21 protein-coding genes are annotated in these 22,285 nt (G+C 75.0%); 7 read left to right on the top strand and 14 right to left on the bottom strand.

What is annotated here, in order from left to right; translation table 11 throughout:
* Positions 1-123 precede the first annotated feature (123 nt).
* The 5 genes from ACFVU3_RS10465 to ACFVU3_RS10445 are packed head-to-tail and all read right to left on the bottom strand — an operon-like array spanning position 124 to position 5,654.
* On the bottom strand, positions 124-930 hold the full coding sequence (locus ACFVU3_RS10465; protein ID WP_169093168.1) for a type III pantothenate kinase: 807 nt from the start codon (positions 928-930) through the stop codon (positions 124-126).
* Complete coding sequence (gene nadC / locus ACFVU3_RS10460; RefSeq protein WP_390065397.1) at positions 930-1,943, bottom strand: carboxylating nicotinate-nucleotide diphosphorylase; 1,014 nt, start codon at positions 1,941-1,943, stop codon at positions 930-932. The genes ACFVU3_RS10465 and nadC overlap by 1 nt, the downstream gene beginning before the upstream one ends.
* Complete coding sequence (locus ACFVU3_RS10455) at positions 1,940-3,631, bottom strand: L-aspartate oxidase (RefSeq protein WP_390065395.1); 1,692 nt, start codon at positions 3,629-3,631, stop codon at positions 1,940-1,942. Before ACFVU3_RS10455 ends, nadC begins: the two co-directional genes overlap by 4 nt.
* Positions 3,628-4,698: a pantoate--beta-alanine ligase gene (gene panC / locus ACFVU3_RS10450; protein WP_390065394.1), complete on the bottom strand. Its 1,071-nt coding sequence runs from the start codon at positions 4,696-4,698 to the stop codon at positions 3,628-3,630. Before panC ends, ACFVU3_RS10455 begins: the two co-directional genes overlap by 4 nt.
* On the bottom strand, positions 4,695-5,654 hold the full coding sequence (locus ACFVU3_RS10445) for a Rossmann-like and DUF2520 domain-containing protein (protein ID WP_390065393.1): 960 nt from the start codon (positions 5,652-5,654) through the stop codon (positions 4,695-4,697). Before ACFVU3_RS10445 ends, panC begins: the two co-directional genes overlap by 4 nt.
* Positions 5,655-5,790: 136 nt before the next feature.
* On the opposite strand from ACFVU3_RS10445, the gene ACFVU3_RS10440 reads away from it, so the two are divergent.
* Positions 5,791-7,050 (top strand): threonine aldolase family protein, encoded by a 1,260-nt coding sequence (locus ACFVU3_RS10440; RefSeq protein WP_390065392.1) that lies wholly within the window; start codon positions 5,791-5,793, stop codon positions 7,048-7,050.
* Here ACFVU3_RS10440 and ACFVU3_RS10435 read toward each other — a convergent pair.
* Entirely contained in the window at positions 7,007-7,246 is a 240-nt protein-coding gene (locus ACFVU3_RS10435; protein WP_390065390.1) for a hypothetical protein, read from the bottom strand. The genes ACFVU3_RS10440 and ACFVU3_RS10435 overlap by 44 nt on opposite strands.
* Positions 7,247-7,346: 100 nt before the next feature.
* Between ACFVU3_RS10435 and ACFVU3_RS10430 the strand changes: the two genes are divergently transcribed.
* The gene (locus tag ACFVU3_RS10430) at positions 7,347-8,438 is read left to right on the top strand and encodes a DUF5937 family protein (protein WP_390065388.1); all 1,092 of its coding nucleotides are present in this window, start codon (positions 7,347-7,349) and stop codon (positions 8,436-8,438) included.
* A 20-nt stretch (positions 8,439-8,458) separates the two neighbouring features.
* Here the strand turns inward: ACFVU3_RS10430 and ACFVU3_RS10425 are convergent, their stop codons facing one another.
* Together ACFVU3_RS10425 and ACFVU3_RS10420 are read right to left on the bottom strand one after the other, a co-directional pair.
* Positions 8,459-9,136, bottom strand: a complete 678-nt coding sequence (locus ACFVU3_RS10425) for a response regulator (protein WP_390065386.1) — start codon at positions 9,134-9,136, stop codon at positions 8,459-8,461.
* Positions 9,137-9,173: 37 nt separating this feature from the next.
* Positions 9,174-10,376, bottom strand: a complete 1,203-nt coding sequence (locus ACFVU3_RS10420; protein ID WP_390065384.1) for a sensor histidine kinase — start codon at positions 10,374-10,376, stop codon at positions 9,174-9,176.
* A 96-nt stretch (positions 10,377-10,472) separates the two neighbouring features.
* Between ACFVU3_RS10420 and ACFVU3_RS10415 the strand changes: the two genes are divergently transcribed.
* Positions 10,473-11,474: an SAM-dependent methyltransferase gene (locus ACFVU3_RS10415; protein ID WP_390065382.1), complete on the top strand. Its 1,002-nt coding sequence runs from the start codon at positions 10,473-10,475 to the stop codon at positions 11,472-11,474.
* A gap of 225 nt (positions 11,475-11,699) precedes the next feature.
* Positions 11,700-12,842, top strand: a complete 1,143-nt coding sequence (locus ACFVU3_RS10410; protein ID WP_390065380.1) for an NADH-quinone oxidoreductase subunit D — start codon at positions 11,700-11,702, stop codon at positions 12,840-12,842.
* A gap of 13 nt (positions 12,843-12,855) precedes the next feature.
* Here ACFVU3_RS10410 and ACFVU3_RS10405 read toward each other — a convergent pair whose 3' ends face one another.
* From ACFVU3_RS10405 to ACFVU3_RS10385, 5 genes are all read right to left on the bottom strand, one after another.
* Entirely contained in the window at positions 12,856-13,356 is a 501-nt protein-coding gene (locus ACFVU3_RS10405; protein WP_390065379.1) for a GNAT family N-acetyltransferase, read from the bottom strand.
* Positions 13,353-14,510: a hypothetical protein gene (locus tag ACFVU3_RS10400; RefSeq protein ID WP_390065377.1), complete on the bottom strand. Its 1,158-nt coding sequence runs from the start codon at positions 14,508-14,510 to the stop codon at positions 13,353-13,355. Before ACFVU3_RS10400 ends, ACFVU3_RS10405 begins: the two co-directional genes overlap by 4 nt.
* 130 nt (positions 14,511-14,640) lie before the next feature.
* Positions 14,641-15,615: an ABC transporter substrate-binding protein gene (locus tag ACFVU3_RS10395; protein ID WP_390065375.1), complete on the bottom strand. Its 975-nt coding sequence runs from the start codon at positions 15,613-15,615 to the stop codon at positions 14,641-14,643.
* 35 nt (positions 15,616-15,650) lie between these two features.
* The gene (locus ACFVU3_RS10390; protein WP_390065374.1) at positions 15,651-16,319 is read right to left on the bottom strand and encodes an ABC transporter permease; all 669 of its coding nucleotides are present in this window, start codon (positions 16,317-16,319) and stop codon (positions 15,651-15,653) included.
* Position 16,320: 1 nt separating this feature from the next.
* Positions 16,321-17,007 (bottom strand): ABC transporter permease, encoded by a 687-nt coding sequence (locus ACFVU3_RS10385; RefSeq protein WP_390065372.1) that lies wholly within the window; start codon positions 17,005-17,007, stop codon positions 16,321-16,323.
* Between the two features lie 160 nt (positions 17,008-17,167).
* Between ACFVU3_RS10385 and ACFVU3_RS10380 the strand changes: the two genes are divergently transcribed.
* The gene (locus ACFVU3_RS10380; protein WP_390065370.1) at positions 17,168-18,184 is read left to right on the top strand and encodes an ABC transporter ATP-binding protein; all 1,017 of its coding nucleotides are present in this window, start codon (positions 17,168-17,170) and stop codon (positions 18,182-18,184) included.
* A gap of 15 nt (positions 18,185-18,199) precedes the next feature.
* Here ACFVU3_RS10380 and ACFVU3_RS10375 read toward each other — a convergent pair whose 3' ends face one another.
* Complete coding sequence (locus ACFVU3_RS10375; RefSeq protein ID WP_390065368.1) at positions 18,200-19,312, bottom strand: alpha/beta hydrolase; 1,113 nt, start codon at positions 19,310-19,312, stop codon at positions 18,200-18,202.
* 161 nt (positions 19,313-19,473) lie between these two features.
* Here ACFVU3_RS10375 and ACFVU3_RS10370 point away from each other — a divergent pair, with 161 nt between their 5' ends.
* Positions 19,474-21,327 carry a phosphatidylglycerol lysyltransferase domain-containing protein gene (locus ACFVU3_RS10370; RefSeq protein WP_390065366.1) on the top strand — a complete coding sequence of 618 codons (1,854 nt, stop codon included), beginning with the start codon at positions 19,474-19,476 and terminating at the stop codon, positions 21,325-21,327.
* 37 nt (positions 21,328-21,364) lie between these two features.
* Complete coding sequence (gene folP / locus ACFVU3_RS10365) at positions 21,365-22,228, top strand: dihydropteroate synthase (protein WP_390065365.1); 864 nt, start codon at positions 21,365-21,367, stop codon at positions 22,226-22,228.
* Positions 22,229-22,285 lie beyond the last annotated feature (57 nt).

Raw genomic sequence — 22,285 nt, 5'->3', positions numbered from 1 at the left:
ACCCGGTCAGGACGGTGCACCCGGGGCGGCCCGGCCAGGGCGTCGTGACCGCGCGGTGCCGCACCCGGGCGGCCCGGTCAGGGCGGTGCCCCGGGGAGCCGCCGCGGGCGGCACCCGGCGGGGTCACATGCGGGAGACGTTCCGCTCGTAGACCAGGCGCAGGCCGATCAGCGTCAGCCAGGGCTCGTGCCGGTCGATCTCCGCCGAGTCCCGCAGGACCATCGGCGCGAGGCCGCCGGTGGCGATCACGGTGACGGTCGACGGGTCGCCCTTCGGGCCGACCAGCTCGCGCTTCATCCGGGCGACGACGCCGTCCACCTGGCCCGCGTAGCCGAAGACGATGCCGGACTGCATCGCCTCGACCGTGTTCTTCCCGATCACCCCGCGCGGCCGGACCAGCTCGATCTTGCGGAGCATCGCGCCCTTCACGCCGAGCGCCTCGACCGAGATCTCGATGCCGGGGGCGATCGCGCCGCCCGCGTACTCCCCGCGCGCGGTGACCGCGTCGTACGTGGTCGCCGTGCCGAAGTCGACCACGATCGCCGGACCGCCGTAGAGCTCGACCGCCGCGACCGCGTTGATGATGCGGTCCGCGCCGACCTCCTTCGGGTTGTCGGTGAGGATCGGCACGCCCGTCTTCACGCCGGGCTCCACGAGGACCGCCGGCACGTCCCCGTAGTAGCGGCGGGTCACCTCGCGCAGCTCGTGCAGCACCGAGGGGACCGTCGCGCAGATCGCGATCCCCTCGATGCCGTCGCTCAGCTCGGCGCCGAGCAGCGGGTGCATGCCCATCAGGCCCTGGAGCAGGACCGCCATCTCGTCGGCGGTCCTGCTGGGATCCGTGGAGATCCGCCAGTGCTCGACGATCTCCTCGCCGTCGAAGAGCCCGAGGACCGTGTGCGTGTTGCCGACGTCGATGGTGAGCAGCATCAGCCGCGCACCTCGCGCAGGTCCAGGCCGATGTCGAGGATCGGGGAGGAGTGCGTGAGGCCGCCGACCGCCAGGTAGTCCACGCCGGTCGCCGCGTACGCCGCCGCGTTCTCCAGGGTGAGCCGGCCCGAGGACTCCAGGACCGCGCGGCCGCCGACCAGGGCCACCGCCTCCTCGGTCTCGCCCGGGGTGAAGTTGTCCAGCAGGATCAGGTCGGCGCCCGCGTCCAGCACCTCGCGGACCTGGTGCATCGTGTCGACCTCGACCTCGATCGGCACCTCCGGGAACGCCTCCCGGACGGCCTTGAACGCCTCGGCGACCCCGCCGGCCGCCACCACGTGGTTGTCCTTCACCAGGGCCGCGTCCGAGAGCGACATCCGGTGGTTGACGCCGCCGCCGCAGCGGACCGCGTACTTCTCCAGGGCGCGCAGGCCCGGCGTCGTCTTGCGGGTGTCGCGGACCTTGGCCTTCGTGCCCTCCAGGGCGTCCGCCCACGCGCGCGTGGCGGTGGCGATGCCGGAGAGGCGGCACAGGATGTTCAGCGCGCTGCGCTCGCCCGTCAGCAGGTCGCGGGTGCGGGCGGTGACGCTGAGCAGCAGGTCGCCGGGCTCGACGCGCTCGCCGTCCTCGCGGTGCCGCTCGACCTCGAACTCCTCGGTGCAGACGATCGACAGGACCGCCTCGGCCACCCGCAGACCGGCGACCACGCCGGCCTCGCGGGCCACGAAGTCGGCGGTCGCGACGGCGTCCTCGGGGACGGTCGCCACCGTCGTCACGTCCACGCCGCCGTCGAGGTCCTCGGCGATCGCCAGGTGGGCGATGTCCTCGACCTGGACGGGGTCGAGGCCGGCGTCGGCGAGCAGCTGGGCGAGCGCGGGGTCGAGCCCGCACTCGTACTCCTCGGCGTCGCCGCAGCCGCAGCCGTCGCCGCAGCCGCCGGTCTCCTCGTACGAGCTGATCTGGATGAGAGGGACGTCCACGGGCTCGGGACGGGCTTCCTCGGGCGTGCTCACGGCTGCGGCTCCCTGGGGGCTTCGGGGGTTACGGGCGGAAAGTCCGCGGTCTCGGTGGTGCGCACCACCGGCCGGCGGTCGGGCGTGAGGCGGACGACCAGGTGGCGGCGCCACCGCTCGTCGTCCCGGTCCGGGCGGTCCTCGCGCCAGTGGCAGCCGCGGGTCTCCTCGCGCGCCAGGGCGGCCGCGGCCAGGACCCGGGCCACGCAGAGCAGGTTGGTGGTCTCCCAGGAGTCGACGCCCGGCTCGGCCGCCTTGCGCTCCTCCTCGGCGTCCTGCCGGAGCGCCTCCAGGGCGTCGGCGGCGGCCGTCAGGGAGGCGGCCGAGCGCAGCACGCCCGCGTCCCGGGTCATGATCCGCTGGATCTCCCGGCGGACCTCGGGGGCGAGCAGCGTCAGCACCGTCGTCCCCGGCTCGGTCCGGAGCACGCCCTCGCGGTGCGGGCCGTGCCCGGCGATGTCCGCGGCGATCCGCTCGGCGAAGACCAGGCCCTCCAGGAGGGAGTTCGAGGCGAGCCGGTTGGCGCCGTGGACGCCCGTGCAGGCGACCTCGCCGCACGCGTACAGACCGGGGACGGTGGTGCGCCCGAGCAGGTCGGTGCGGATGCCGCCGGAGGCGTAGTGGGCGGCCGGGGCGACCGGGATCGGTTCGGTGACCGGGTCGATGCCGTGCGCCCGGCAGGCGGCCAGGATCGTGGGGAAGCGGTGCTCCCACATCTCGGCGCCGAAGTGCCGGGCGTCGAGGTACATGTGCGCGGCGTCCTGCTCCTGCATGCGGCGGGTGATCGCCTTGGCGACGATGTCCCGGGGCGCCAGCTCGGCCAGCTCGTGCTGCCCGAGCATGAACCGGACGCCGTCCGCGTCCACCAGGTGCGCGCCCTCGCCGCGGACCGCCTCGGAGACCAGCGGCTGCTGGCCCTCGGCGCCGGTGCCGAGGAAGAGCACGGTCGGGTGGAACTGCACGAACTCCAGGTCGGAGACCTCGGCGCCCGCGCGGAGCGCGAGGGCGACGCCGTCGCCGGTGGAGACGGACGGGTTGGTGGTGGCCGAGAAGACCTGGCCCATGCCGCCGGTGGCGAGGACCACGGCGGGGGCGCGGACGGCGCCGACGCCGTCGTGCTGGCCCTCGCCCATGACGTGCAGGGTGACGCCGGCGGTGCGGCCCTCGTCGTCCTTGAGGAGGTCGAGGACGAGCGCGTGCTCGATGGTGCGGACGCCCTGCGCGCGGATGGCCTCGACGAGGGCCCGGGAGATCTCCGCTCCGGTGGCGTCGCCGCCCGCGTGGGCGATCCGGCGGCGGTGGTGGCCGCCCTCGCGGGTGAGGGCGATCTCGCCGTCGTCGGTGCGGTCGAAGTCGGCGCCGGTGGCCATGAGCCGGCGGACGGCGTCCGGGCCCTCGGTGACGAGGAGGCGGACGGCCGGCTCGTCGCAGAGCCCGGCTCCGGCGACGAGGGTGTCGTCCAGGTGCTGGCCGGGGGTGTCGCCCTCGCCGAGGGCGGCGGCGATGCCGCCCTGGGCCCAGCGGGTGGAGCCGTCGTCCAGGTTGGCCTTGGTGACGACGACCGTACGGAGCCCGGCGGCGGTGCAGCGCAGGGCGGCCGTCAGTCCGGCGACGCCGGAGCCGACCACGACGACGTCGGCGTCGATGTCCCAGCCCGGCGCGGGGGCGTGCAGCCGTATTCCGGTCACGTGGCGGCTCCCTGGGTGGCTCCGAAGGTCAGCGGGATGTTGTCGATGAGGCGGGTGGTGCCCACGCGCGCGGCGAGCGCGAGGATCGCCTCGCCCCGGTGGGCGTCCTCGACCTCGGTGAAGTCGGCCGGGTCGATCAGGGCCAGGTAGTCGAGGACCAGCGGCGGCTCCGCCTTCGCCGCCTCGTCCAGGACGGCCCGCGCGGCGGCCCGCACGGCCTCGGCGCCGCCGCCGTCGCCGGCCTGCGCGACCGCGTGCGCGTCGGCGGCTGCCCGGGCCTCGCCGATCCGGGAGAGCGCCTCCGCGCGGTTCCCGGCGCGCCCCTGGGCGCCCGGCAGGGCGACGGCGCGCGCGTGCAGGGCCTCCTGCGCGGCGAGCCGGTCGCGGGCGGCGAACAGGGCCCGGGAGAGGGCGAGGGCGGTGTGCCGCTCCGGGGGCGACAGGTAGCGGTTGCGGCTCGACAGGGCGAGGCCGTCGGTCTCGCGGACGGTCGGGACGCCGACGATCTCGACCGGGAAGTTCAGGTCCCGCGCCATGCGGCGGATGACGGCCAGCTGCTGGGCGTCCTTCTGGCCGAAGAGGGCCAGGTCGGGCCGGGTGAGGTGGAGCAGCTTGGCGACGACGGTGAGGACGCCGTCGAAGTGCCCGGGCCGGGAGGCGCCCTCCAGACGGTCGCCCATGGGGCCGGCGGTGATCCGGACCTGGGGCTGCCCACCGGGGTACACCTCGTCGGCGGAGGGGGCGAAGACGGCGCTCGCGCCGTTGGCGAAGGCCAGCTCCAGGTCGGCGTCGAGGGTACGGGGGTAGCGGTCGAGGTCCTCGCCGGCGCCGAACTGGAGCGGGTTGACGAAGACGGTGACGACGACGAAGCCGTGCGCGCCGACCCGCTCGCGGGCGGCCCGGATCAGGGTGGCGTGCCCCTCGTGGAGGGCGCCCATGGTCATCACGACGGCGTTGGTCCCCGGCTCGCCGCCGAAGCGGGACCGCGCCCGCTCCAGCTCCGCGCGCGTGGAGACCAGCTCCGCGGGCGCGTGGCGTCCGGGGCTCGTCCGGTCGGTCGGGCTCATCGGTCGTCTCCTCGGGGCCCGTCGGCGGGTCCGGTCGTGTCGGCGCCGGGGTCGGCGGCCAGGACGCCCAGCAGGTCCTGGGCCAGTTCGGGCTTGAGCAGGCCGTGCGCGAGGGCCCGGTCGGCGGTGGTGCGGGCCATCGCGAGGTAGCCGGCGACGGTGCCCGGCGCGTGCTTGCGGAGCTCGGCCACGTGGGCGGCGACCGTGCCGGCGTCGCCGCGGGCGACGGGGCCGGTCAGGGCGGCGTCGCCGGACCGCAGCGCGTTGTCCAGCGCGGCGCCGAGGAGGGGGCCGAGCATCCGGTCGGGGGCGGCGACGCCGGCCGTGCGGAGCAGCTCCATCGACTGGGCCACCAGGGTGACCAGGTGGTTCGCGCCGAGGGCGAGGGCCGCGTGGTAGAGCGGCCGGGCCTCCTCGGCGATCCACTCGGGCTCCCCGCCCATCTCGATGACCAGGGCCTCGGCCGCGAGCCGCAGCTCCTCCGGCGCGGTCACCCCGAAGGAGCAGCCGGCCAGCCGCTGCACGTCGACGGCGGTGCCGGTGAAGGTCATGGCCGGGTGGAGGGCCAGCGGGAGGGCGCCCGCGCGGCGGGCCGGGTCGAGGACCCGGGCGCCGTACCGCCCCGAGGTGTGGACGATCAGCTGTCCGGGCCGGACGGCTCCGGTCCCGGCGAGCCCCTCGACGAGGCCCGGCAGGGCGTCGTCCGGGACGGTGAGCAGGACGAGGTCGGCGAGGGCGAGGACGCGCGCGGGCTCCACCACCGGTACGTCCGGCAGGAGCTCGGCGGCGCGGCGCCGGGAGGCGTCGGAGACCGCGGAGACGGCGACGGGGCGGTGTCCGGCGAGCTGGAGGGAGGCGGCGAGGGCGGGGCCGACGCGGCCGGCGCCGACGACTCCTACGGTGAGCCGGGCGGGCCGGTCCTCGGCCCTGGGCTCTGGCGCTGATGGTGCGTTCACGGTGGGTACGGCCTTCCGTTCCAGTCCTCGGCGGGTACCGGACGATTTCTGGTCATGCTACGCCAGCGTTTCGTCCCTCCCCCGGTCGCCCGAAAGTCGTGAGCGGCGGTGCGGGCGACGGTGTGATGATCTGCCCATGGATGTGGATGCACTGCCACCGGAGACGCCCGGTGAGGTGACCGGCGGGACCGCCGGGACGACGGACGACGGGGTCGCCGGGACGACCGACGGAGGGTCCGCCGAGGCGGCGCCCGACGAGGGTGCCGCGCGGCGGTACCGCGCCCAGGTGTGGGGCGGTGCCACCCGCTCGATGTGGCGGCCGTCCGTGGACGGCACGGTCGGCGGACGGCTGCGCGCGCTCGCCGACTGGACGGACGCCGCGGGCCTCGCGGACGCCGCCCCCGACCTGTACGGCGACGGGCTGGTGGAGGTCCTGGAGGAGCGGATCGCCGCGGAGCTGGGCATGCCCGCCGCCGTCTTCTTCCCCACCGGCACCATGGCCCAGCAGGTGGCGCTGCGCTGCTGGGCCGGGCGCACCGGCAGCCCGGTCGTCGCCCTCCACCCGCTGGCCCACCCCGAGGTCCACGAGGACGGCGCCCTCGGGGCGGTGTCGGGGCTGCGGACGGTGCACCCGACGGACGCGCCCCGGCTGCCGACGGCCGAGGAGGTGCGGGACCACCCGGAGCCCTTCGGGACGCTGATGCTGGAGCTGCCGCTGCGGGACGCGGGCTTCGTGCTGCCGTCCTGGGAGGAGCTGACCGCGGCGGTCGGGGCGGCCCGGGAGCGGGACGCGGTGGTCCACTTCGACGGCGCCCGGCTGTGGGAGTGCCCGACGCATTTCGGCCGTCCGCTCGCGGAGATCGCCGGGCTCGCGGACAGCGTGTACGTCTCGTTCTACAAGTCCCTCGACGGGATGTCGGGGGCGGCGCTGGCCGGTCCCGAGGACCTGGTGGCGGAGGCGCGGGTCTGGCTCCACCGGTACGGGGGCCAGGTCTTCCAGCAGTACCCGGTGGCGCTGGCGGCGCTGCGCGGCCTGGACACCGAGCTGCCCCGGCTGCCGTCGTACGTGGCGCACGCGCGCGTGGTGGCCGAGGCGCTGCGCGAGGCGCTCGCGGCGGAGGGCGGTCCCGGCTGGTTCCGGATCCACCCGGAGGTGCCGCACACCCACCAGTTCCAGGTGTGGCTGCCGTACGAGCCGGACGTCCTCACGGCGGCGGCGCTCGCCCTGACCGAGCGGACCGGGGCCTGCCTCTTCCGCCGCTGGTCCCCGCCGGGCGCGGGCGGCCCGCCGGGGACCGCCGTCACCGAGGTGACGGTGGCGGCGGCGGGTCTGGAGTGGACGGCGGAGGACGTCAGGACGGCCGTACGCGACTTCCTGGCGCTCGTCGCCCGCTGAGGGCCCGCACCAGCCGGGCCAGGGCCGCGCGGAGGCGGCCGGTCGCGGGGCGGCCGGCCACCACCCGCTCGAAGCGGCGGTGGTCGCGGAGCCCGCGCAGCACGGCCAGGTCGTGGGTGCCGGGGGCGGGCGGGGCGGACTCGCCCCGCTGCGCGGACCGGTAGCTGTCGAAGAGGTGCTGCTGCAGCGCGTCCATGGGCTCACCCTGGGGCCGCCGCGGGCCGCCCCGCCCTCCGATTGACGGGCCTCGTCAATCGGAGCGACGGAGTCCCCGGTGCGTCCCGCACCATGGGGGCGTGAGCGTGACCATCGACATCACCGGAGTGCCGCCCGAGCGGATCGTCTTCTGCCCCTCGCCGCTGGCCGAGCTCGGCAACGCCGTCCACGTCCTGGCGGAGCCGGGTCACCATCCCGGCCACCACGCGTGGGCGACGGCGACCGCCGCCGCCCTGGAGCCCGGCCTCGCCGACCGGCTCCTGGAGGCGGACTTCATGTGGCGGTCGACCCGCTCGGACTTCCTGCTGCCGGCGCGGCCCCGGGAGACGCTGGCCGAGGAGCTCGACGACCTGGACCGGCTGGACGACGAGAAGTTCGTCGGCGCCGCCCTGGAGATCTCGTGCAGCCCGCTCTACGCCCGGGGCGGCATCCCGTCGCCGCTGGTCGACGAGCGGTCCGCGCGGCGGGCCCTGGACCTGGCCGCCGCGCGCGGTCCGCGCCAGGCCGCGTTCGCGGAGCGGATGCTCGTCGCCCCCACCGCCACGCGCGCGTGGATCCGGCGTCTCCTGGAGGACTGCGACGAGGCGTTCTTCGGCGACGCCTGGCGGCGGATCCGGGTGCAGCTCGCCGCGGACGCCCGCCACAAGACGGAGCTGATGCGTCACAAGGGGCTGGCCGAGGCCCTCGCGGACGCCTCGCCGGCGCTGAGCCTGGAGGAGGACGGCGAGAGCAGCCGGATCGTGGTCGACAAGCTGATGGAGGCCCGGGCGGACGCGCGGGCCGGAGCCGTGACGCTGGTGCCGAGCGCCTTCGGCCGGCCGCATCTGATGGCCCTGTACTCGCCCGGCTGGCAGCCGGTGATCATGTACCCGGCGGCGAGCCGCGAGGTCGGCGGCCTGGAGTCGGTCGAGACCGTGCGGCTCCGCCTCGACGCGCTCGCCCACCCGGTGCGGATGCGGATGTGCCGGAGCCTGGCGCGCGGCCCGTACTCGACGAGCGAGCTGGCGGACACGTACGGCATCACGGCGCCGGAGGTCTCCCGGCACCTGGCCGTCCTGCGGAAGGCCGGGCTCCTCACCACCCGCCGCCGGGGCCGTTACGTCCTCCACCAGCTGGACTTCTCGGTCGTCGCCCGCCTGGGCAGCGACTTCCTGGAGTCGGTGCTGCGCTGAGCCCCGGCACCGGCCGCCGGTCAGCCCTTGGCGCCGCCGCCCGCGCGGACCAGGCCCGTCTCGTACGCGAGGACGACGACCTGGACGCGGTCGCGCAGGCCCAGCTTGGTGAGGATGCGGCCCACGTGGGTCTTGACCGTCGCCTCGGAGAGGACCAGACGGGCGGCGATCTCGCCGTTGGAGAGGCCCTGGGCGACGAGGAGCATGACCTCGCGCTCGCGCTCGGTCAGCCTCTCCAGCTCGCGGTGCTCGGGCTCGCGGCCGGAGGACGGGAGCATCGGGGAGAAGCGGTCCAGCAGGCGGCGGGTGGTCGAGGGGGCGACGACGGCGTCGCCGCTGTGCACCGAACGGATCGCGCCGAGCAGTTCGGCCGGGGGCACGTCCTTCAGCATGAAGCCGCTCGCGCCGGCCTTCAGGCCGGAGAACGCGTACTCGTCGAGGTCGAAGGTGGTCAGGATGAGGACCTTCGGGGCGTCGGGCTCGGCGCAGATCCGGCGGGTCGCCTCCACCCCGTCGAGGCGCGGCATCCGGACGTCCATGAGGACCACGTCGACCTGGGTGGCCCGCAGCACCTCCAGGGCCTCCGCCCCGTCGCCCGCCTCCGCCACGACCTCCATGTCGGGCTGGGCGGCCAGCACCATGCGGAAACCGGTGCGGAGGAGCACCTGGTCGTCGACGAGCATCACGCGGATGGACATGCGGTTCCTTCGGTGGGTGGGGACGGAGCTCGGGCTCTCAGTGTGCGGGCTTGAGCGGCAGCAGGGCGCTGATCCGGAAACCGCCGCCCGGGCGCGGGCCCGTGTCCAGGGTGCCGCCCACCATGCCGACCCGCTCCCGCATGCCGATGAGGCCGTGGCCGCGCCCGTCGGCGCCGCCGTCCTCGTACATCTCCTGGGGGGCGCCCCGGCCGTCGTCCTCGACGAGCAGGCCGAGGCCGTCGTCGAAGTAGACGAGCCGGACGCTGGCACCGACGTCGGGGCCGCCGTGCTTGCGGGTGTTGGTGAGGGCTTCCTGGACGATCCGGTAGGCGGTCAGGCCGACGCCGGTGGGCAGCTCGCGCGGGGTGCCCTCGACGGTGAGGTCGACCGTCAGGCCGGCGCTCCTGACCTGCTCGACCAGCTCCTCGATCTGCTCCACGTCGGGCTGCGGCACGTACTCGCCCGCCTCGCGGTGCTCGCCGGTGCGCAGGATGCCGAGCAGCCGGCGCATCTCGGCGAGCGCCTGCCGGCCGGTGGTGGAGATGGTCTCCAGGGCCTGCTTGGCGGTCTCCGGGGAGGAGTCCATGACGTAGGCGGCGCCGTCGGCCTGCACGACCATGACCGACACGTTGTGCGCGACGACGTCGTGGAGCTCGCGGGCGATCCGGGCCCGCTCGGCGGCGACCGCGACCTTGGCCTGCGCCGCCCGCTCCTTCTCCAGCCGGGCGGCCTTCTCCTCCAGCTGCGCGAAGTAGGCGCGGCGGGTGCGGAGCGAGTCGCCGAGGACCCAGGCGAGGGCGAACGGCACGGCCATGATCACCGTGAAGAAGACCCGGGCGGGCACCGAGACCGTCTCCTCCAGCGGCCATCTCAGCTGGGAGAGCGGGGCCGCGCAGAGCCCGCCGACGAGGGCGAGCCGCGAGGCCCAGCGGGGGCCGTCGTGGGCGGCGACGGTGAAGATCACGACGAGCATGGCGAAGTCCGCCAGGAACGTCTCCAGGTCGAGGACGAGCTGGACGACGCCGAGGGCGACGGCCAGGAGCAGCATCCGCTCGGGGGCCCGCCGCCGCAGGGCGACGACCAGGGAGAAGAGCGTGGCGACCACCCCGTAGCCGACGGCTCGGGCGGGGGGCGGGGACACCGACCCGATCCACAGCGCGGACATCCCGAGGAGGACGACGGCCCAGAAGACGTCGACGCCCGTCGGGTGGCTGCGGATGAAGTCGTAGAGGCGCTGCACGTAACCCAGAGTAGGGAACGGGTGCGGGCGGGGGATCAACCGTGCGGTCGATCCTTGCGGCGGGACCCGTACACCCCGGGGTGGAGACTGGGGCGCGTGACGGATGACGTGACGGACGGGACGGACCTGCCGGCGGGCGACGGGCGGGAGTGGCGGGGCTGGCGGGAGGCCACGGAGCGGGCGCTGTACGGCCCCGGTGGCTTCTTCCTGCGCCCCGAGGGCCCCGCGGGGCACTTCCGCACCTCGGTGCACGCCTCGCCGCTCTTCGCGGCGGCGGTGGCGCGGCTGCTCGTCGCGACGGCGGAGGAGCTGGACACCGACGAGGTCGCCCTGGTGGACATGGGCGCGGGCCGCGCCGAGCTGGCGGCAGGGGTGCTGGCGGCGGTCCCGGCGGGCCTGCGGGTGCGGGCGTACGCGGTCGAGCGGGCCGCCCGGCCGGACGGGCTCGACCCGCGGGTGGAGTGGGTGGCCCGGCCGCCGGAGGGGGTGCGCGGGCTCCTCTTCGCGAACGAGTGGCTGGACAACGTGCCGGTGGACGTCGCCGAGGCCGGCGAGGACGGCACGGTCCGGTACGTGGAGGTCCGCGGCGACGGTGCGGAGCGGCCGGGCGCCCCGGTCGAGGGCCCGGACGCGGAGTGGCTGGCCCGCTGGTGGCCGCTGTCCGGGCCGGGCGAGCGGGCCGAGATCGGCCGGCCGCGGGACGAGGCGTGGGCGGCGGCCGTCGGCTCGCTGGCGGCGGGCCGCGCGGTGGCGGTGGACTACGGGCACGTACGGGACTCCCGGCCGCCCTTCGGGACGCTGACCGGCTTCCGGGCGGGCCGCGAGGTCGCGCCGGTCCCGGACGGCAGCGGCGACCTCACCTCGCACGTGGCCCTGGACGCCTGCGCGGCGGCGGTCCACGCGCGCGTGGAGGCGGAGCTGACGACCCAGCGGGAGGCGCTGCGCCGGCTCGGGGTGTCCGGCGGGCGGCCGCCGCTGGCGCTGGCCTCGGCCGACCCCGTGGCGTACGTGCGGGCGCTGTCCGCCGCCGGGGAGGCGGCGGAGCTGACCGCGCGCGGCGGCCTGGGCGACTTCCTGTGGCTGGACCAGCGGGTCTGACCAGCGCCGTCGGACCAGCGGGTCCGGGCGGTCCGGAGGGCTCGGGCGGCGGGGCTCGGGCGGCGGGGCGGGTACGTGGCGGGGCGTCCCCCGGGCGGCGGACGCGGGGCGTCCCGGGCGGCGGACGCGGGGCGGTGGCGCGCGTCCCCGGGAGGAGCGGGCGGGTTGTCCACAGGCTGGGCCCTGGCCCGCCAGCGGGCCGCTCGGCGGGGGATACTGTCCGGCATGACGGAGACCACGGTCGGTATCGGCGGCGCGGCGGAGAGCACCGACATGGTGCTGAACATCGGACCGCAGCACCCCTCCACGCACGGCGTGCTCCGGCTGCGGCTCGTGCTCGACGGCGAGGTGATCCGGCACGCGGAGCCCGTCGTGGGCTACATGCACCGGGGTGCCGAGAAGCTCTTCGAGGCGCGTGACTACCGCCAGATCGTCATGCTGGCCAACCGGCACGACTGGCTGTCGGCGTTCTCCAACGAGCTCGGTGTGGTGATGGGCGTCGAGCGGATGCTCGGCATGGAGGTGCCGGAGCGGGCCGTGTGGCTGCGGACGCTGCTCGCGGAGCTGAACCGGGTCCTCAACCATCTGATGTTCCTGGGCTCCTACCCGCTGGAGCTGGGCGGGATCACGCCCGTCTTCCACGCCTTCCGGGAGCGCGAGGAGCTCCAGACGGTGATGGAGGAGGTGTCCGGCGGCCGGATGCACTACATGTTCAACCGGGTCGGCGGCCTCAAGGAGGACCTGCCGGCCGGCTGGCTCGGCCGGGCCCGCCAGGCGGTCGCGGACGTGCGGTCGCGGATGGACGTGTACGACCGGCTGGTCCTCGGCAACGAGATCTTCCGCGCCCGCACGCGCGGGGTCGGGGTCCTGGCCCCGGAGACGGTGCACGCCTTCGGGGTGTCCGGTCCGATCGCCCGCGCCTCCGGCGTCGACTTCGACCTGCGGCGCGACGAGCCGTACCTCGCCTACGGGGAGCTCCAGGACACCCTGCGGGTGGTGGTCCGCGAGGAGGGCGACTGCCTGGCCCGCTTCGAGTGCCTCCTGGAGCAGACGCACAACGCGCTGGAGCTGGCGGACGCCTGCCTGGACCGGCTGGCCGAGCTGCCGCAGGGGCCGGTCAACCAGCGGCTGCCGAAGGTGCTGAAGGCGCCGGAGGGCCACACGTACGCCTGGACCGAGAACCCGCTCGGGCTGAACGGCTACTACCTGGTGTCGAAAGGCGAGAAAACCCCGTACCGGCTGAAGCTGCGCTCGGCCTCGTACAACAACATCCAGGCGCTGGTGGAGCTGCTGCCGGGGACGCTGGTCGCGGACATGGTCGCGATCCTGGGGTCGTTCTTCTTCGTCGTCGGCGACATCGACAAGTGACCGCCCGGGCCGCTCAGACCCGGTCCGCCCGGTCCAGGCGCATCACCACGTAGTCCCGTTCCTCCCGGTCGGGGCGGCGGCGCCCGGCGACCGTCCAGCCCCAGCGCCCGTACCGGTCCGTCAGCTCCGGCACGTCGAGGGTCATCAGCAGGGCGGGCCCGGCCCCAGCGACCACCAGCAGGGCGTCGTGGAGGGACCGGCCGAGGCCGCGGCCCTGGTGGGCGGGGGCCACGACGAGTTCGGCGAGCTCGAAGGCGGGGGCGGCGCCGGAGAGGGCCGTGTCGGTCCAGCCCGCGGCGAGACCGAGGAGCGCGTCGTCGGGGCCGAGGGCGACCGCCGCGCGGAAGCCGGGACGCCGGGCGGCGGAGTCGAGCAGCCGGTCCACGGTCCGTACGGCGCCGAGCGGCGGCTCGTGCCAGGGGGCGCCGGCGAACGCCTGGGCGCACAGGGCGATCAGCTCGTCCCGGCGGGCCGGGACCTCCTCCGGGAGGAGGAGGCCGAGGCGGTCGGTCACTGGTTGACGGCGCCGCGCAGCTCGGCGAGGTCGAGCTGCTCGGTCTCGTCGTGCGCGGTCAGGTCGATGACCTGGCCGATCGGGCCGGCGGCGGAGGGGCGGACCAGGACGGGCTCGTCGCCGGCCGGCTCCTCGCCCGCGCGCTCCCCGGGCCCCTCGACGGCGGCCGAGGCCGGGACCGGGGTGAGGGCGGGGGCGTGCGGCAGCACGGCCGCCGCGCGGGCCTCCTCCAGGACCTCCTCGCCCACCACGTCGGCGAGGTCGGTGTCCTGGACGGCCTCGATGGCCGCGGCCTTCTGGGTGCCGAAGAAGTCGAAGCCGCCCTCGGTGCGCTGGACGGGCCGGCGGGCCGCGTACGGGACGATCGCGCTGGCCGCGGGGACGGCCGGGGTCCGGTCCTGGGCCGGGGCCGCCGGGGGCAGGGCCTTGGCGGCGGCCGCGGGGGCGAGGGCCGCCGGGCCGGCCGGGGCGTCCTGCGCGGCCGGGCGGGCGTGCTGCTCGGCGGCGTGCCGGCCGCGCGGCTCCTCGGTCTCGGCGGCGCGCTCGGCGAGGTCGCGGGCGCGGGCCGCCTCCGCGGTGCGGCGGGCCCGCTGGGCGGCGGCGTTGCGGGGCAGGTCGCGCAGGGCCTCGGCGGCGCGGCGGTACGCCTCCGGGGTCGGCGTCGAGCCGGCGGCGGGCAGCTCCTTGGGGGCGTCGCCCGCGCCCGCCTGGGCCAGGACGCGGCGGCCCTCCAGGGCGCTGGCGCGCTCGGTCTCGGCGGTCGCGTAGCGGCGCAGCAGGTCGGCGTGCTCGCCGCGCAGTCCGGCCAGTTCGACGCGCTTGGCGCGGAGCTTGGCGTCGAGGCGGATGCGCAGGGCGCGGGACTCCTCCAGGTCCGCCTCCAGTTCGGCGAGGCGCTCCTCGGCCTTCCACTGGTCGGCGGTGCGGGCCCGGGTCAGCTCGGCGACCTGGCGGCCGGCGCTGCGGTCCCAGCCGCGCATCAGGACGGCACCGGTGACGGCGGCGGCCGCCGCCGCGGCGGCCAGCAGCCGCACGACCACGAGTTCCCCGGGGATCCAGGCCGCCGCGGCGCAGACGACCGCGGCGCCGGCGACCGCGGAAGGCGGCATCAGCTTGTGCAGAGGCGGGGAATGACGGTGGCGTCCACGTGGCATGGCCTGAAATTTACCGTGCGTAGGCACGGTGTGGGGGGTCGGCCCGGTAATCTCTTGGCCACTTCTCGACACCGGAATCGGAGAGACCGCGTTCCGCTTCCGCTTCGGGCCGACTTCCCCTCTCCGGCGACTACTTGCCGACCAGCCCCTTCTCCTTCAGATAGGCGGCCGCCACGTCCTCGGGCTTCGCCCGCTCGGCGTCGACCTTGCGGTTGAGTTCGGCGAGATCCGCTGTGGTCAGCACCTTGGTGATCTTGTCGAGGGCGGCGGTGACCTCGGGCGTCCCGGCCTCCTTCGCGTTCACCACCGGCAGCACGTTGTCCGCGTTCTGCAGCTGCTTGTCGTCCTCCAGGAAGACCAGGCCGAAGCTGTCCACCGTGGCGTCCGTCGTGGTCGTCAGGACCAGCTGGTCCACGCCGTCCTTGACGGCCTGCTTGGCCTGCGGGGTGCCGACGCCCTTCGGGTCGATACCCGCCACGTCGATGCCGTAGGTCTTCTTCAGACCGGGGGCGCAGAAGGGGCGGACCGCGCATTCGTCACCCGCCGCGATCTTCACCTCCAGCTTCGCCGCGCCGAGATCGGAAAGGGTCTTCAGCTTGTTCTTCTCCGCGAATTCCTTCGACACCGCGAAGGCGTTCTGGTCGACCGCCTCCCCGGCTTCCAGGACCTTCAGTCCGCGCGGTTCCGCGAGCTTCCGCAGCGCGTCCACGGTCGCCTTCACGTCACCGGAGGCGACCGGCTTCTCCTCGGGCGCCTTCGGGCCGTTCGCCTTGGCGTTGAGGAATTCCGCGAGCGTCGCCGCGTATTCCGGTACGACGTCGATCTCGCCCTTCTCCAGGGCGGGCTCGTACAGCTCCCGGTTCTTCACCGTGGTGACCGAGACCGCGTAGCCCTCGTCGCGCAGCAGCTGCGCGTACAGCTCGGCGAGCACCTTCGACTCGGTGAAGGCGGCCGCGCCCACGACCAGCGAGCCCTTGTCGCCGCCGGAGCCCCCGGACGTCTTCTCCTTGCCCTGCTCCAGGCTGTCCCCGCCGCACGCGGCGAGCGAGACGGCCAGCGCGGCGGCGCCCAGCAGCGCGCCGGCGGCGCGCGAGATCCTGTTCACGGATTCAGTCCTTCGCTCTCGGTGTCCTGAGTACGTCAAGTCCGGGGCGGCCGGGGCACGAGGAGCCGGTCCACGGCGACCAGCACCCCCTCCACCACGAGCGCCAGCAGCGCCACCAGGACGGCGCCCGCGACCACCTGGGCGGTGTCGTAGAGCGCGAAGCCGGCCGTGATGATCCGGCCGAGACCGCCCTGGCCGACCATGGCGGCGATGGTCGCGGTGGCGACCACCTGCACGGCCGCGGAGCGGATCCCGGTCATCACCACCGGCGCGGCCAGGGGAAGTTCGACCCTGCGGAAGACCTGGCCGCCCGTCATGCCCATGCCCCGGGCCGCGCGGACCGCCGCCCGGTCCACCTCGCGCACGCCCACGTACGCGTTGGTCAGCAGCGGCGGGATCGCGAAGAGGACCAGGGCGGAGACGGTGGGCACATAGCCCGCGTTCCGCAGCGGGGAGACCATGAAGAGGGCCAGGACGGCGAAGACCGGGACCGCCCGCCCCACGTTCGACACGTTGACCGCCAGCGCGCCGCCGCGCCCGACGTGGCCGAGCCACAGCCCGAGCGGCAGCGCGACCGCGCCGGCGATCAGCAGCGCCAGCACGCTCACGTACGCGTGCTCGGCGAGGCGCGCGCCGATGCCCTCCTCGCCGCTCCAGTGCGCACCGGTGGTGAGCCAGGTCCACGCGTCCGTCATCACGCCCATCTCACCCGCCCCCCGGCGCGCCCTGGGCCCGGGACCAGGGCGTGAGCAGCCGCTGGACGCCCAGGAGCAGCAGGTCGGCGGTGACGGCCAGCAGCACGCACAGCACGGAGGCGGCGAGCACCTGGGCCTTGAAGAAGGTGGGCAGGGCGTCCTCGATGAGATTGCCGAGGCCGCCGCGGCCGACGACCGAGCCGACGGTGGTGAGCGCGATCGTGGAGACGGTGGCCATCCGGACGCCGGCCATCAGGACGGGCAGCGCGAGGGGCAGTTCGACCTGCCAGAGCAGCCGCCAGGGGCCGAAGCCGAGGCCCCGGGCCGCCTCCCGGGTCTCCGCCGGGACGGCTTCGAGACCGGCCAGCGTGTTGCGCACCAGGATCGTCAGCGCGTACAGCACCAGGCCGGTGACGACGAGCGCCGAGGAGAGCCCGAAGACGGGCAGCAGCAGCGAGAACATGGCGAGCGACGGCACCGTGTAGAGCAGCGTGGTCAGCCCGAGGACCGGGGCGGCCAGACGCGGCCGAGCCCGGACGAGAAGGGCCAGCGGCACGGCGACGAGCAGCGCGACCACGACCGAGGCGGCGGTGATGCCGATGTGCTGGACCAGGGCGTCGGTCAGCTCCTCGCGGCGGGTGCGCAGATACTCCCCGCAGATCCAGTCGTTGGCGACCAGGCAGTTCGCCGAGCTCATCCGGACCTCCCCCCAGGCCGCCGTCGTTAGAACGTGTGTATGGCGACCCTAGCCGCCGCCACCGACGATCGGGCCGATCCGGAGCCCGCGCCGCCGATCCGCCACCTCGCCGCAACACCGCCTTCACACATGCCGGATGACGACAGGACAGAATGGGCCCATGATCCGGTTCGAACAGGTGACCAAGCGCTATCCGGACGGCACCACCGCGGTCGACGACCTCTCCTTCGAGGTCGCCGAGGGCGAGCTCGTCACGCTCGTGGGCCCTTCGGGCTGCGGCAAGACCACCACGATGATGATGGTGAACCGGCTGGTCGAGCCGACCGCGGGCCGCGTCCTCGTCGACGGCCGGGACATCGCCGGAGTGGACCCCGTCGCCCTGCGCCGCAAGATCGGCTACGTCATCCAGCAGGTCGGCCTCTTCCCCCACCGCACGGTCCTCGACAACACCGCGACCGTCCCCGCCCTCCTCGGCTGGAAGAAGTCCGCCGCACGCGCGCGTGCCGCCGAACTCCTCGAACTCGTCGGCCTCGACCCCGCCGTCCACGGCCCCCGCTACCCCGCACAGCTCTCCGGCGGCCAGCGCCAGCGCGTCGGCGTGGCCCGCGCGCTCGCCGCCGACCCGCCCGTCCTCCTCATGGACGAACCCTTCGGCGCCGTCGACCCGGTCGTCCGCGAACGGCTCCAGAACGAGTTCCTCGCCCTCCAGGCCACCGTCCGCAAGACCGTCCTCCTCGTCACCCACGACATCGAGGAGGCCGTCCGGATGGGCGACCGCATGGCCGTCTACGGACAGGGCCGCATCGAGCAGTTCGACACCCCGGCCACCGTGCTCGCCTCCCCCTCCACCCCGTACGTGGCCGACTTCGTCGGCGGCGACCGCGCCCTCAAGCGGCTGGCGGTCACCCCCGTCACCGCGGAGGACCTGGACCCGCTGCCCGGCACCGCCGACAGGACCCCCGCCACGCGCGCGCGTGCCGAAGCCGGCCCCGTACCCCGCTCCGTACCCCTCGGGGGGACCCTCAAGGACGCGCTCGCGCTGCTCCTCCAGGACGACTCCGGACACCTCACCGTCACCGGCGCCGACGGACGGCCGCTCGGCACCCTCACCCCCGCCGGAGTGCACCGGGCCCTGCGCCGCGCGGGCCGACCCGCCGGAGCGAACCCTCCGGCCTGATCCGGAGGAGACCGCCTAGTCCGCCCGGAGCTTCCCGCTCATCCACACCAGGCCCGGCGGGATCTCCCGGTTCCAGGTGGTGAAGTTGTGGCCGCCGCTCTCCAGCGTGATCGAGGAGACCCGGGCCGGGCTCTTCACCTTCCGGATGAACTCCTCGGTCCCCTTCCGGTTCCCCTCGCCGGACTTCGACGTCGTCACCAGGAACGACGACTCCGGCTGCGGCCGGTGGTCCAGGCTCCACAGCAGGTCGGCCCGCTGCCGCAGCCCCTGGTCGCCGTGGAAGAGGTCGCCCGTCGTCACGTCCTCCGCCGCCTTGTAGTACGCGGAGAAGCCCGCCCCCGCCACGAACCGGTCCGGGTGGTTCAGCGCGATCTTCAGCGCGCAGTAACCGCCCGTCGAGTTCCCCATGAACCCCCAGTTCCGCGGCTTCGTCCCCACCCGGTACGTCTCCGACACCGCCCTCGGCAGGTCCTCGGCGAAGAAGGTCTCCGTCCTCGGCCCGCCCGGCACGTCCACGCACTCGGTGTCCCGCGGCGGCGCCACCGTCGGCCGCAGCATCACCAGGATCATCGGCTGCATCCGGCCCTCCTTGGCCTGGAGGTACGCCGTCCGCGGGTACTTCAGCCCCTTGATCAGGTTCTCCGCGGTCCCCGGATACCCCGTCAGCACCACCGCCGCCGGGAACGACCGCTTCGCGTACCGCTCCTGGAAGTACTCCGGCGGCAGGTAGACGAAGGCCGGCGAGGTGATCCCCGACCGGTCGCCCCGCACCACCACCTGCTGGATCTGCCCGCCCACCGAAGGGCGCGCGCCGCCCGGCACGTCCAGCGCGCGCGTCCCCACCACCCGCACGTCCTTCGAGGCGGCCCCGTGGTCGACGACCACCCCCATCTCCTGCTCCTGGCCGAACAGGTCCGCCCACGAGCCGTAGAAGAGGAAGGAACGGTTCGCCGCCAGCCCCACCGCCGCGAACAGCGCCAGCTGCGTCGCGAACAGCAGCCCGACCCTGCCGGCCACCGGCCGCCACCCCCGCCGGGCCAGCCGGGGCCACAGCACCACCGTGACCGAGAACAGCACGAGGGCCACCGCCACCGCCGTGACGAGGGCTGCGCCGCTGGTGAGACCCATGAGACGTCCGAACCTTCCTGAATACGACTTCCCGGACGTCCCGACGACTTCCTGAGAATTTCCTGTGTCCGAATGAACCCGCCCCCGCGCAGCCACGTCCTAAGGGGAGCCCCGAACGGGGCCGGAAAAAGACCACGGAAGCACGGGAAGCGCGGGAAGCGATGTCTGTCACGGTAGATGGGGACAAAACATCATCGGTTCCGGTTCGGGTCCGCCGAATTCTCAGCGGCCCGGCCCCCGAGAAGGTCCCCTCCCTCGTCGGTACGGCCTGCACGCTCATCGGACTCGTCGACATCGCGGCCGGGGTCTTCCCCCGCTTCCGCGCCAGCCGGGTCCACGCCCTCGCCGAGGTCCTCCCCGGCACCCTCGGCCCCCTCTCCGCCGCCGTCTCCCTGAGCGCCGGCGTCCTCCTGCTCCTCCTCGCCCACGGCCTCAAGCGCCACAAGCGCCGCGCCTGGCGCGCCGTCGTCCTGCTCCTCCCCCTCGGCGCCGCCGCCCAGTTCGTCTGGCGCCACTCGATCCTCGGCTCACTGCTCTCGCTCGGCCTGCTCGCCCTGCTGCTGCGCCACCGCGACCAGTTCGCCGCCCTCCCCGACCCCCGCAGCCGCTGGCGGGCCCTCGCCAACTTCGTCGTCATGGGCGCCGGCTCCCTCGCCCTCGGCCTCGTCGTCGTCAGCGCCCACCCCCGCCGCGTCGTCGGCGACCCCAGCCTCACCGACCGCCTCGAACACGTCCTCCTCGGACTCTTCGGCGTCGAAGGCCCCGTCGCCTACACCCACGGCGTCGACTGGACCGTCGGCTACTCCCTCGGCGCCCTCGGCATGCTCACCGCCCTCACCACGCTCTACCTCGCGCTCCGCCCCGAGCACCCCGCCGCCCGGCTCACCACCGACGACGAGACCCGGCTCCGCGCCCTCCTCGAACGCCACGGCGACCGCGACTCCCTCGGCCACTTCGCCCTCCGCCACGACAAGGGCGTCGTCTTCTCCCCCAGCGGCAAGGCCGCCGTCTGCTACCGCGTCGTCTCCGGCGTCATGCTCGCCAGCGGCGACCCCATCGGCGACGTCGAAGCCTGGCCCGGCGCCATCGAACGCTTCATGGACGAGGCCCGCGCCCACTCCTGGACCCCCGCCGTCATGGGCTGCTCCGAGACCGGCGGCCAGGTCTGGACCCGCGAGACCGGCCTCGACGCCCTCGAACTCGGCGACGAGGCCGTCATCGACGTCGACGCCTTCTCCCTCTCCGGCCGCGCCATGCGCAACGTCCGCCAGATGGTCAAGCGGATCGAACGCAACGGCTACACCACCCGCGTGCGCCGGGTCCGCGACCTCGACGACACCGAACTCGCACTCGTCCGCCGCGCCGCCGCCGACTGGCGCGGCACCGACACCGAACGCGGCTTCTCCATGGCCCTCGGCCGGATCGGCGCCCCCGGCGACGGCGACGCCGTCATAGCGACCGCCCACCTCACCGACCCGGACGACCCCGGCGCGGACGGCCCCTACGGCGACCTCAAAGCCATGATCCACTTCGTGCCCTGGGGCCCCGACGGCATGTCCCTGGAACTCATGCGCCGCGACCGCTCCGCCGACCCCGGCATGAACGAGCTCCTCATCGTCGCCGCCCTCCAGGCCGCCCCCGCCCTCGGCATCCGGCGCGTCTCCCTCAACTTCGCCATGTTCCGCTCCACCCTCGCCCGCGGCGAACGCATCGGCGCCGGCCCCGTCCTCCGCCTCTGGCGCGGCCTGCTCCTCTTCCTCTCCCGCTGGTTCCAGATCGAGTCGCTCTACAAGTTCAACGCCAAGTTCCAGCCCCGCTGGGAACCCCGCTTCGTCGTCTACCGCGCCGGCCGCGACCTGCCCCGCATCGGCCTCGCCGCCATGCAGGCCGAAGGCTTCCTCACCCTCGCGCTGCCCCGCCCCTTCGCCCGCCGCCGCCCCACCCGCGCCCCCCGCCCCTGCGCCCACGTCGTCCCCCCGCGCGGCAGCCGCGACCACGAGGTCAGCACGGCCTGAAACCGCCCCCGGCCCCGGCGGGCCCTACGCTGGTCGTATGAGTACGACGATCGACCGGGGCGCTCCCCTCGGCCTCCCCGAGTGGGACCGCTGCGCGGTCATGGGCGTGGTCAACGTGACCCCGGACTCCTTCTCCGACGGCGGCCGCTGGTTCGACACCACGGCCGCCGTCAAGCACGGCCTCGACCTCGTCGCCCAGGGCGCCGACCTCGTCGACGTCGGCGGCGAGTCCACCCGCCCCGGCGCCACCCGCGTCGACGAGGACGAGGAGCTCCGCCGCGTCGTCCCCGTCGTCCGCGGCCTCGCCGCCGAAGGCGTCACCGTCTCCGTCGACACCATGCGGGCCTCCGTCGCCGCCGCCGCCGTCACGGCCGGCGCCACCCTCGTCAACGACGTCAGCGGCGGCCTCGCCGACCCCGGCATGGTCCCCGCCGTCGCCGCCGCCGAGGTCCCCTTCGTCGTCATGCACTGGCGCGGATTCAGCCAGGCCATGAACAGCCTCGCCGTCTACGACGACGTCGTCACCGAGGTCGTCACCGAACTCCGCACCCGGATGGAGGCCGTCGTCGACGGCGGCATCGCCCCCGAGCGCATCGTCATCGACCCGGGCCTCGGCTTCGCCAAGCTCGCCCCGCACGACCTCGCCCTCGTCGCCCACCTCCCCGCCCTGCGCGCCCTGGGCCGCCCCCTCCTGGTGGCCGCCTCCCGCAAGCGCTTCCTCGGCCACGTCCTCACCCGCGAACCCGGCGCCACCCCGCCGCCCGCCCGCGAACGCGACGCCGCCACCGCCGCCGTCACCGCCCTCGCCGCCCACGAGGGCGCCTGGGCCGTCCGGGTCCACGAGGTCCGGGCCAGCGCCGACGCCGTCCGCGTCGCCCGCGCCGTCGAAGGAGCCCGGTGACCGGCGGGGGCGAGGCCGACCGGACCGCCGACCGGACCGCCGTGGAAGCCGCCAACA

It is taken from the genome of Streptomyces sp. NPDC058052 (assembly GCF_042885515.1).
Taxonomy (GTDB): domain Bacteria; phylum Actinomycetota; class Actinomycetes; order Streptomycetales; family Streptomycetaceae; genus Streptomyces.
Note: the sequence above shows the minus strand (reverse complement) of the source record. Positions and strands in the feature narration are given on the sequence as shown.